General features: G+C 35.2%; 8 protein-coding genes. 3 read left to right on the forward strand and 5 right to left on the reverse strand.

All coding sequences use genetic code 11. From position 1 onward, the window contains the following. Positions 1-22: 22 nt before the first annotated feature. On the reverse strand, positions 23-754 hold the full coding sequence (locus QWY86_RS14120) for a hypothetical protein (protein WP_290242984.1): 732 nt from the start codon (positions 752-754) through the stop codon (positions 23-25). 59 nt (positions 755-813) lie between these two features. On the opposite strand from QWY86_RS14120, the gene pepT reads away from it, so the two are divergent. After that, entirely contained in the window at positions 814-2,067 is a 1,254-nt protein-coding gene (gene pepT, locus QWY86_RS14125; protein ID WP_290242985.1) for a peptidase T, read from the forward strand. Between the two features lie 54 nt (positions 2,068-2,121). Next, positions 2,122-2,988 (forward strand): aldose 1-epimerase family protein, encoded by an 867-nt coding sequence (locus tag QWY86_RS14130; RefSeq protein ID WP_290242986.1) that lies wholly within the window; start codon positions 2,122-2,124, stop codon positions 2,986-2,988. 276 nt (positions 2,989-3,264) lie between these two features. On the opposite strand, the gene QWY86_RS14135 is transcribed toward QWY86_RS14130, so the two are convergent. The 4 genes from QWY86_RS14135 to QWY86_RS14150 are packed head-to-tail and all read right to left on the reverse strand — an operon-like array spanning position 3,265 to position 10,330. Next, on the reverse strand, positions 3,265-5,637 hold the full coding sequence (locus tag QWY86_RS14135) for a hypothetical protein (RefSeq protein WP_290242987.1): 2,373 nt from the start codon (positions 5,635-5,637) through the stop codon (positions 3,265-3,267). A gap of 10 nt (positions 5,638-5,647) precedes the next feature. After that, the gene (locus QWY86_RS14140; RefSeq protein WP_290242988.1) at positions 5,648-6,811 is read right to left on the reverse strand and encodes a DUF4249 domain-containing protein; all 1,164 of its coding nucleotides are present in this window, start codon (positions 6,809-6,811) and stop codon (positions 5,648-5,650) included. Between the two features lie 4 nt (positions 6,812-6,815). Next, positions 6,816-9,584, reverse strand: a complete 2,769-nt coding sequence (locus tag QWY86_RS14145) for a TonB-dependent receptor (RefSeq protein ID WP_290242989.1) — start codon at positions 9,582-9,584, stop codon at positions 6,816-6,818. A 2-nt stretch (positions 9,585-9,586) separates the two neighbouring features. Further along, positions 9,587-10,330, reverse strand: coding sequence for a hypothetical protein (locus QWY86_RS14150; RefSeq protein WP_290242990.1), 744 nt, complete (start codon positions 10,328-10,330; stop codon positions 9,587-9,589). 179 nt (positions 10,331-10,509) lie between these two features. Here QWY86_RS14150 and QWY86_RS14155 point away from each other — a divergent pair, with 179 nt between their 5' ends. Further along, positions 10,510-10,932, forward strand: coding sequence for a VOC family protein (locus QWY86_RS14155; RefSeq protein ID WP_290242991.1), 423 nt, complete (start codon positions 10,510-10,512; stop codon positions 10,930-10,932). Positions 10,933-11,428: the final 496 nt, after the last annotated feature.

The raw sequence follows: 11,428 nt of genomic DNA on the forward strand, positions 1-11,428 counted from the left end.
TGCAATGAATAATTAGGTACAGTTAAAGTGTCTTTCTGTAAACTTTAATATTTCCGAAGTAGTATTTTAAGCCTACACTATAAACATTATAGGTATCAGGGTCGTAGTTTTTAAACTTTGTTGATGGATCATTATATCCATCTAAGCCTTCGCCAAATGTGAAATTGCCTTGTGCATTTACATTTATAACATAGCGTACATAACCATAACCATCATTAATGTAAAAGTTCATCCCAAAGTTTATCGGCACCCATAAATCTACACCTTTATCCTTACCTGGGAAAGGTCCGTAACCCGGATCGTAAGCGGCCCAACTTGGTTTATACCGAACAATATCAGTGATTTTATTTTTAATAGCCCCAATACCAATTCCTGCGTATAAGCCCCTAACACTATATAAAAAATTGGTTTTATTATAATCGATTAGCTCGCCAAGCATTAACTTAACGTTAGCATTTACACCATTATATTTGTTTACAAATTGTCTGTTATGCAAATCTGTTTCAATATCACCGCCTTGTACCATACCATACTGAACCTCCAAACCACCTGTTAAAAATGGCGTAAAATGGTGGTCGATATTACCGTAAATTGTGTAACCCCAATTTCCTTCTATTACATCTGTTTTGGAATAGTTAGGCCCTGCTCCAAAACCGTATGACCACTTAAAATAATTGGATTGCGCAGACGAAGAATTGGCTATAGCTAATAAAAAAATAGAAAAGTATATAATCCTTAGATACTTGTAAATCATATTGTTTTTTTACAAAAATAATATGATTATTGAATATCCATAACATTTAACTTTGAAAAATGAATACATATCAAAACTTTAACAAATCTTTAGAAAACAGATTTATTAAATATGCAAAAATTGACACTCAATCTGATCCGGAATCGCCAACTTGCCCATCAACCATGAAACAAAAAAACCTGGCAGCGGAATTAGTGGAAGAATTGCTGGAACTTGGTATTGAAGATGCACATATGGATGAAAATGGTTATGTGTATGCAACCATTCCATCAACTACTGATAAAAACGTTCCGGTAATTTGTTTTTGCTCGCATATGGATACATCACCAGATTGCAGTGGTGAAGGGGTTAAGCCAATTATTCATAAAAACTATAACGGAAACGATATTATCTTACCTGATGATGAATCGATAATTATAAAATTATCTGAACACAAAGATTTACAACATCAGTTAGGAAACGATATTATTACGGCAAGTGGTACAACGCTTCTTGGCGCAGATAATAAAGCCGGTGTTGCTGAAATTATGGAAGCCGCTGTATTTTTTGCACAAGATAAAGATGTTAAACACGGTACGATTAAAATTTTATTTACACCCGATGAAGAGATAGGAAGAGGCGTAGATAAGGCTGACCTCAAAAAATTAGCTGCTGATTTTGGTTATACCATAGATGGAGAAACCTTAGGTTCGATTGAAGATGAAACATTTTCTGCCGATGGCGCAACATTAAGCATTAATGGCGTGAGCAGTCACCCGGGGTTTGCAAAAGGGAAAATGGAAAGTGCAATAAAAATACTTGCAGAAATTTTAGATAAGCTTCCGAAAGATAATTTAACACCAGAAACAACTGAATTAAAACAAGGCTTTATTCACCCTGTTAATATCAAAGGCCAGGTAGAACATGCTGAAGCACAGTTCATCATCCGCGATTTTACAGATGAAAAGCTTGAATCGCATGCCAATATTATAACAGAAATTTCAGAATCAGTATTGAAAAATTACCCCAATTCTAGTTATAATTTACAGTTGAAACCACAGTACAGAAACATGAAACAGGTACTTGATAAATACCCTAAAGTTGTAGAATATGGCATAATCGCCATAGAAAGAGCCGGAATAAAAGCAAAAAAACAAAGTATTCGTGGCGGAACGGACGGTTCGCGTCTATCTTATATGGGTTTGCCTTGTCCAAATATTTTTGCCGGAGAACATGCCTTTCACAGTAAGCAAGAATGGGTAAGCGTTCAGGATATGGAAAAAGCCGTGCAAACCATCATCAATATTGCCTGTATTTGGGAAGAAAATAGCTAAATTGATTTTATAAATTCTACACAATTTAATTCAATTGTTTATTTTTAATGATAAATGATAACACTAGAGAACGATTTTTTAAAAGCTGAAATTGCTTTAAAAGGTGCTGAACTACAGCGCCTGTTTAGTAAGGAAACAGACATAGAATATATGTGGAACGGCGATGCAAATTATTGGGCGAAACATAGTCCGGTTTTGTTCCCGATTGTTGGCTCTTTAAAAAACAATATATATAGTTACAAGGATAAAGAATATGAGCTCCCTCGTCATGGTTTTGCCAGAGATTATGATTTCAACGCCAAACAAGTAAGCAAAACTGAAGCTTTTTTTATACTAACATTTACCGAAGAAACACTAAAAAATTTCCCCTTTAAATTTGAATTAAAGCTTAGCTATCAGTTAGTTGATAGAAAACTTGTTCTAAATTATAATGTAAAGAACATCGATACTAAAAAAATGTATTTTTCAATCGGTGCGCACCCCGCCTTCGCCGTTCCAAATACACCGGACACAAAATATGAGGACTATTACCTGGCATTTAATGAAGATGAAAAACTAACCTATTGGAAGCTTGAGGATGGGCTGGTTTCCGATGATACTGAAGTGATTGAACTGAGCAGACATCGTTTAAATTTGAAACACGACCTTTTTTATAATGATGCACTCGTTTTTAAATCACTGCAAAGTAATTGCATAAGCCTGCTGAATACCAAAAACGATTATGGTTTACATTTTCATTTTGACGACTTCCCTTATTTCGGGATTTGGGCAGCTAAAGATGCCCCATTTATTTGTTTAGAACCGTGGTGCGGCGTTGCTGATGGTGTTAACCACAATCAAAAAATCAGCCATAAAGAAGGCATTATTAAACTGGAAGCCGGTAAAAACTGGAAAAGATTTTGGGAAGTTGAATGTTTTTAATCTGACTTAAACAGCTATAAACCAAGAAAAGAGCATTAATTTTTGGAAATGAAAGCGCTTCTTTAATCGCAATATTTCATCCCGCTATCCGCTTTACTTGCCCTTTGAAACCTGTGAAACAAGCATTACACAATTAAAAAATAAACTACAGTGCTTAAAATCGGGCTTCGTGTTCGCTATTATCGGGTTTAAGTACCGTGGTTTGTGCATGCAAAAACCATTTGCGCTACAAATCCTTACATTCCATAAGAAATAACCCTTCTAAAAGTTTTTAAGCTATTTCTTAACTTCAAAACTAAAGGTTCCACTACCTGGTAAGCCTAATGTAGTTATGCCTTGAATAACACCGATATATAGCCCGGTTTGATCTGAAGTGTAAAAGTTTATTTTGCCTTTACCGTTCTTATCAAGATTTATTTCCGGCGACCAATATAATGTATTTCTAAAATCAGGCATTCTGCTCGCTTTTAGTTGAGCTGAATCGTATTTTGGCGAATAAAATTCTCTTTGTAGTTGCATGCCTTCATAATCTAAAACAACTGCATGTGGGTCAATTTCGGTTCCACCTAGGTCTCCTTTGGGAGTTTTAAAACTCAGGACACCCTCAATGCTTAAAGGCCCGAAATAATATCTTTCCCTTACAACTTCAAGTTTTTCAATCTTCAAAGGGTCTATATTCATCACTCTATCTATATTAAAGTATGGTACCCCATCCACCAACACTAAAGGATCGATATCTTGGTCAAGCATGGCCTCTTCGCCCAAAATATGAAGATGAAATCTTTTCTGCTTTTTGTACACAAACACTTGAGCAATGTATTCCCTCAAAACTTCTTCCATCGTTCTAAAACGAGTGTAATCATCTAAATTATAGGTTTTGTAAGGTTTAAGGTAAAAAGACGAACTGTCAATATCAGGCGTGTAAAATTGCCTTAATTTATTCCCGGCATAGATATTTTGCAGCTGCATATTTAGGCTTCTGGTATTTAAATCTTTTAATTGATTTGCGCCAATTTTTAGGGATGCGTGATTAAAAGGCAGATAATTTTCAAAAAATGGATTATTTAAAGATACCTGCAACGTACTATCCAATTCATAATTTGGCTGTAAAACAATTTCATTTTGGCCATAAAAATCTCTCGTGTTAAACAGGAAATGTCCTGTACTATCGCTACTAGCACCATAAAATTGAATACGTTTGCCCGGAACGCCCATGTATGTAAATATATTTTTTACAGGCTTACCGTTTTTATCGTTTATCTTACCAGAAATTAAATGACCGTTATACTCTGGCAAATATTTAAAATTTGGTTTTGTATCCGATAATATTTTATCCCAATTAAATCGTCGCCAACCTTGTGTTATCATCAAATTATCCAATGCTTCTTTAACGTTTGCATCATTGCTTTGAAAGTAAAAACCTGGCGATTCTACATTACCTTTCAAATTAGAAAACAACATTAAATAATTCTCGATGTTTATTTCATTCTTAACATCAAGCGAATCTATCCGGTAAACACTTACCGAAACACTTGCTGTTTCATTTAATTTTCCATTAATTCCTGCAGATACATCGACATTTACAGCTTGCCTAATGTTATAATTATTTAAATCGGTTGTGGTAGTTATATTTAATCGCTTTTCAGGTTTCTTAAAAAATAATCTTTCAGCAACGGCTTTTCCTTCGCCATTAAATATTGTTATGTAACTTGTACCCGCTGTTAACCTGTTTAAATTGAAGTTAAAGGTGGCTTTGCCAGTAGATAGATTACCAGTTTCTGAGTATAAGATTTTACTGCCATCATGAGCAATTATGTAAAGTCTGCCTTCGTTTAAATTACTGCTTACAGTAGCGGTTAAATTACCGGCCGATTCGGCAACTTTTAAAACGTAGCCATTTTTTCTGGCAAGCGGTAGCTCTTGAAAAATAATGTCTTTTGAGCCAGATTTTGCAACAGCTTTATAAGTTGTGTTTGGTGCTGGGGTTAAATTAAAAGATCCAATACCAAACTTCAGAGATTGAAAACGAGCCGCTGTATCGCCCTTGCTGCTAACAATTACGCCGCTAGCATCCAAACCCTTACCATCAAGCCCCAATATTTTAAATCCAATCTTTGATTGAACACCTTCAACCAAATCTCCACCCTCTGGAAAAAACTGAAAATCGTATTTTTTATCTTCTGCTTTTACTATCTGTGGTGTATTTAGGGTATTTACTATCGTTATTTTCTTTTCGAAGAAAGTTTCTGCACCAAAATTTTTCATCCAGTTTGTGTAAGAACGTATTTTGTAATTACCATTACTTAAATTAACCGGAATAAATATCGAGCCATTTCCAATACCTTCTTTTAGAGCAATTTTTGTCTGCAAAACAGGGTTGTTTTTCTCATCTAAAACCTCTAAATAAGCGAGTTTACTTATCGTTGCTGGCTTATTATTCTGTGCATCTACACAATAAATTTTAAACCATAGTATTTCCCCTGTCAGGTAGAAATCATTATCTGATTGAACATATATCTTTTCTTTAAAATTGTTATCGGTGTAATTATTAAAAGCCTTTTCTATAGCTGGCAATACTTGTGCATTACCGTTTACACACAATATGAGCAATAAAAGAAAGGATATATAAAATTTAAAAAAGCGCATCATTATATTAAGTTTATTGCCAAAAAGCTGGTTTTTTGTTTGTGCCTCTAATGGTACAATCTGAACATCCCGAACCTGCACCGGTATGACCTATAACCGCACTGCCAGATTCATTCATAACTTCTCCAATAGGTATAAGTATTTTAGTTTGAAAAAGTAAGTCTTCATCCCTGCTCCCGGTTTTCGGATTAACAGTGTAAACGGTATCTGGCTCACTACAAGAAAAAGGGTAGGTAACCCGCCAATTTGGTAATTTATCTTTAGTTACATATATCCTTTTCTGACTAAAAGTACCTGCACTAATGTAGCCGATAACAGGCTCGGCAGCATTCGAAATGTTATGGATATTACCAGTAAGCTGCGATGGCTGTGCATCAAATATCGAACCCAGGTTTTCTGTGTTTTTTTTAAGTAACTCCCAAAATTCGAAAGCTTCTTTTGTTAAGGCATACTGTTTAACCAATATGCTGTATTTTATACCTAATTTCTCCGAATCGGAAGGAATTGATGTAATAGGATTCAAATAAATAACATCGTTTACCAGCTTTGAAGATGAACCTAGTACAACAGAACTGGAAATACTATTGCCCCAACAGTTGTAAATATTTTCTGTATTCATATCACGCGAAACTATCGCTTTGCCATCAGCTTTAAAACCAGAGAAATACTTTGCATTAAATTGCCATGTTTCATTATACTCCCATCTGTAATAGCGGGTTTTATTGGTTACATCATGCGTGTTTGAATAGATTTGCAAGCCAGTTTCCGCAACTTTATAATTAAGACTATCAATTTGTGGCGAAACTTTTGCCTCAACAAAATCTGATAAATATGTTGCGCCTTTCGCCCTGATTCTAACTCTGTATTTTCTGGTGTTATCCAAATTAAGTGGTGCGGAAGCATAAGTTCCTAATGGTTTCTCTACCAGATTAAAGACCTGATTTGCATCGCTTTCTACCGTCACTGTTGCACCGGTTTCTGGTTTTAAAGTTGTTTTGCTATCCAATAAAACCGTACGACTTAACCGAATAAAAGTAGAATCTGCTCCGGTGTTTATGAGGCCTTCTACAACTAAAAAGTTATAATTTGTTGCCGTAATATCTGGCTTATATGCCTTTTTGCAACATAACAAAACCAGCAGCACAATTACGATATATAATTTCTTAAATATTTTCATTTTCTTAAAATCTTATATTATAGTTAACAAAAGGGATTGCCGTTGCAAATATTGATAATTGAAAGCCTTTAATTACACCAGCTTCTTGCGTAAAGTATGCAGAATATGCGTTTTGTCTTCCTGTTAGGTTGTACACGCCAATTGTCCACGAGTTGTGTGTACGTTGATGAACTTTATGATTACCCTCTATATTCATAGAAAGATCCGTCCGGAAATAATCTGGTATCCGGTAAGCATTTCTATCCGAGTAGAAAACCCTTTCGCTGCCAGCATAATAATATTTAGCAATTGGTAACGTAATCGGTCTACCAGTACTGTAAGTCGCATTTAATGAGATGCTAAAACGATGAGAAAAACGATAATTTCCGGTAAAGTTAAACGCATGTGGCTTATCATAATTTGCCGGGTAATAATCGCCCCCATTTATCGGCACCGCAACTGTTGGGTCGTTCATTTTTAGCAAAGTTCTGGAGTAGGCATAACTCATCCAGCCGTTCAAATTTCCGGCAGTTTTGCGCACAAAAAGCTCTACACCATAAGCCTTACCTTCGGTATTTAAAACATCTGTTTCTATGTGGCGGTTAAGTACAAGATTAGCACCACTACGATAATCGAGATAATCTTTTAATTTTTTGTAGTAGAATTCAACTGAAGTTTCAATAGTTTGAGATTTGAAGTTTTTATAGAGGCCTAAAGAAACCTGACTACCAAATTGCGGTTTTATATTTGGGTCACTCAGTTTCCAAACATCTGTTGGTGCAATGGCCGTTGTGTTAGATAATAAGTGAATGTATTGCCTTAATGTATTATAAGCGCCTTTAATAGAGAAATTATCATTCACATTATATCTGGCAGAAAGCCTGATTTCTGGTCCTGAATAAGTTTTAATAAGTTTATTGCTTCCGTAAATTGTACTATCAATCTGGTTTACAGATGTGCGTGGCAAACCTGGCGCATAATTGTTAATGGTTTGTGGCCCTAAATAATTGTAAAGCGAATAACGCAAACCAGCACTTATGGAAAGATTGTTTCCAATATCATATTTATCTCCGATATAAAGAGCGCTTTCTAATGCCTGCTCTGCGGGTACAACATCCGGACGAGTAATAGATTCATCACCTAATGGCTGGTAACTGCCTGGATTTAGTTTGTAATGGATGCTTGACAAACCAAAGTTTACAGTATGGTTGTTACTTAAGTAGTAAGTAAAATCCGATTTTAAATTAAGCTGATTAATATTAAAATCAAGGCTGTAAGCATTAAGTGGGTTAACCTCGCTATTGATATTATATTCATATCTATCTGCACCTGCAGAGAAAACACCATAAATTTTATTGTTAAAAATGTGTTTCCACTTTAGTGATATATTCTTGTTGCTGTAACTATAAGTGGTATCGCTGTTTAGCTTAAACTTATCTGTACTAAAATAGCCAGAAAAGTAAAGGTTATTTTTCTCGTTAAACTGATGGCTTATGCCCAAATTAATATCTGTGAAGGATGCCTTACTATTCTTATAATCATCAGGCAGAAGCTTTAATAACCAATTTGAGTAAGTTGTTCTTCCACCTAAAATAAAAGATGTTTTATTGCTGTCAATTGGTCCTTCTATATTAAAACGGCTCGTAATTAAGCCTATACCAGCTGTACCTGTAAATTTCTTTTTATTTCCTTCTCGATTATTAACCTCCAAAACCGATGATAATCTACCTCCAAAACGTTCGGGAATGGTACTTTTATAAAGTTGCACATCCTTTACTATATCAGGGTTAAATGCAGAGAAGAATCCAAAAAAGTGCGATGGATTGTAAATCGTTGCATCGTTTAACAAAATTAAATTTTGATCCTGGGAACCACCGCGAACGCTAAAACCTGTACTTGCCTCACCAACCGACTGCACACCAGGTAAGGTTAGTACAACCCTTAAAATATCTGGTTCGCCAAATACAGAAGGCACTTGTTTAATATCCTTAATATTTAGGCGGTTCACGCCCATCTCCACACTCTTGATATTTGCTATTTTATCAGCAGAAATTTTCACTTCTTTAAGCGACATAACTTGTTCCTGGAGCTCGATATTTAATTTGCCATCATTGTATAGCATAATTTGTCTTCTGGCATCTTTGGAAACAACAGATTTTATTGATAGGGTATGTTTTCCTGTTGGCAGGGTTATCGAATAAAAGCCGAACTGATCAGACATGGCGCCTACTTTGGCATCAACAGAATAAATACTTGCACCAACAATAGGTTCGCCTGATTTAACATCTCGCAGGTAGCCCGCCATGGTTACTTTACCTGGTTTTAAATTATTGGTTCTAACACCAACTGCATATATCTTATTTTCTATCGTTGCATCTGCAACTTTCTCTGCCTGATTATCATTAAAATAATCTCTTTCCTGAACCGTAACCGCTTTATCACCACCAACTTTGTTAGGATAATAACCATCAGCCAGTAAAGTTTTTATTTGTTTACCCTTTGTTAGAAAAATGGATGTACCGCTTATTGCGAAATGAAAATCTGAACCTTTAAAGGCTTGCTCCAGTATAAATGAAACTATTTTATTTTCTGCCTTAACAGATATCCTCAAGCTATCTATTGTGGATAAATCATAGTAAAACTTATAGCTGGTTTTCGCTTCGATATCCTGTACAACTTCCTCAACTCTCGCCTGATTGAAATCTACAGAAATAAGTTTTGAGTTATCTTGAGCAATTGATTGTAAAGCAATTAACGATAATAATAAAGTTAAAATTTTTGTGAGATTACGCATGTTTAGTTAGGAGTATTATCGATATGTGCGGCTAAAAGTTTTAAGGCAGAAATCTGGTCTTTATTAAATTTTATCGAATTTGACCTCAGTAATTTCTTAAGTTCGGCCTTTTGCTCTTTATATAGTTTTAAGAAAGAACCTTCGTTAGTAATTTTATAGTACTTGTTATCTTTCTTAAAAAAACACTGAACCCTTAATAAGAAATATTTACGTAAATCACGCGTTCCGGAAGCTTGTTGCAAGCTTGTACTTCGCTTCACCAAAACTTCAGTTTTCCCTTTGTATACTTCTTCAAAAAATCCAGATTTGAATGGAATACTTGTGCTATCACTTCCTGTATTAATATAAACATGCTTGTGATCTAGAATTGTAAACGCACTTACACGCTCAGAAACCAAACTAAGCTGCAAAAAACCATCTACTGTTGTAGTTATAAGTAAGTCCTTGTAGATATCGTACAAAAGGGGCACATTTCCGAACCGATAACCATCATACACAACCGTTCCTTTGCGCAATAACTTATCTTCAGGAAAATATGCAGAGCCATCAATAGTTGCCCGATAACCGTTGTAAGATTGGCCATTTGCCAGCCTGGATTGTGTACCAATTGCCTTATTAAAATAATCAATTGTATTATGTGCTGCAGCGGTAGTTTGTAACAGACTATCCTTATCTAAACCCTGCCCATAAGTTACTTTTATACAAAGGAACAGAGTTAGAATACTACAGGTAAAAAATTTGGTCATAGCTTTTGGAGCGAAATAATTTTTTAAGTTATAAACAAAGATTATATTCTTTGCATGAGTATCGAAAAAGTTATTTAAACCATGTTTTTTATGGTAAATAACCCCCTATTATTTGTCTTTTATACACCCATGTTGTAGCAACAATATTTCTTAGGTTAGCTTAATAAAATAATCAGAAGATGAATACAATGCACCCTTACTTAAACTTCGACGGCCAGGCCGAAGAAGCTTTTAACCTCTATAAATCAATTTTTGGTGGCGAATTTATATTTCTAAAAAAGATGGGCGATGCACCAGGAGCTGAGCAATTGGCTGATGATGAACGCAACAGAATTATGCACATCGCCTTGCCAATTAATGAACATACAATTCTAATGGCATCAGATTGTGTTCCTTCTGCGGGGCATGTGCTTAACCAAGGTAACAATATGTACATCAATGTAATGGCGAAAAGCCGTGAAGAGGCTGATAGATTATTTAACGGCTTATCTGTCGGCGGCACTATCGAAATGCCCATGGAAGACCAATTTTGGGGTGATTATTTTGGTAGTTTCAAAGATAAATTTGGCATTCAGTGGATGATTAACTTCGGAAGTTATTAAAGCAAGAATCAGTTAAATTTTCTGAGCAGTTTTTAGCTGGTGGTTATTAATTTATTTGAATATTGTAGCGAAACGTTCACCGCTTTTCAGCAACAACAATTCCCGCAACTGAAATCTTTTGGCTCAAAACTTACGAAGCGTAATAACAACATCAAAGGAAAATCGTAAGTTTCGCCAAAAGTATTTCCGCGGATGGGGGCTAATAATAGTAAGTAAAACAAACCCAATTACCCATAGTGTTTTTCTACATAAATATTATTCGATTCCAAAACAGGGCCATACTTTGAGCGGAGAATAAAACAAGTAACCTGTAATGGCAGTCAACCTTTTCGACACTCAAAACATCCATTTTCAAATAAATACATATTAAGGCTTCAAAAGAATTTTTAATTTGAAAACCATTGCCAGCATTCCATGGCAGCTGTAGCCCTGCTGTAGTTTCAATCTTTTCGGTGATTGGAAGCAAACATATTGAAAGTTAGTTAAACCAAAAAGG

This window comes from Pedobacter aquatilis, from assembly GCF_030409415.1.
Lineage (GTDB): Bacteria > Bacteroidota > Bacteroidia > Sphingobacteriales > Sphingobacteriaceae > Pedobacter > Pedobacter aquatilis.

Excerpts from the sequence above, each read along its gene's own strand:
- QWY86_RS14120 (WP_290242984.1), bottom strand. The coding sequence starts at position 754 with ATGATTTACAAGTATCTAAGGATTATATACTTTTCTATTTTTTTATTA.
- pepT (WP_290242985.1), top strand. The coding sequence starts at position 814 with ATGAATACATATCAAAACTTTAACAAATCTTTAGAAAACAGATTTATT.
- QWY86_RS14130 (WP_290242986.1), top strand. The coding sequence starts at position 2,122 with ATGATAACACTAGAGAACGATTTTTTAAAAGCTGAAATTGCTTTAAAA.
- QWY86_RS14135 (WP_290242987.1), bottom strand. The coding sequence starts at position 5,637 with ATGATGCGCTTTTTTAAATTTTATATATCCTTTCTTTTATTGCTCATA.
- QWY86_RS14140 (WP_290242988.1), bottom strand. The coding sequence starts at position 6,811 with ATGAAAATATTTAAGAAATTATATATCGTAATTGTGCTGCTGGTTTTG.
- QWY86_RS14145 (WP_290242989.1), bottom strand. The coding sequence starts at position 9,584 with ATGCGTAATCTCACAAAAATTTTAACTTTATTATTATCGTTAATTGCT.
- QWY86_RS14150 (WP_290242990.1), bottom strand. The coding sequence starts at position 10,330 with ATGACCAAATTTTTTACCTGTAGTATTCTAACTCTGTTCCTTTGTATA.
- QWY86_RS14155 (WP_290242991.1), top strand. The coding sequence starts at position 10,510 with ATGAATACAATGCACCCTTACTTAAACTTCGACGGCCAGGCCGAAGAA.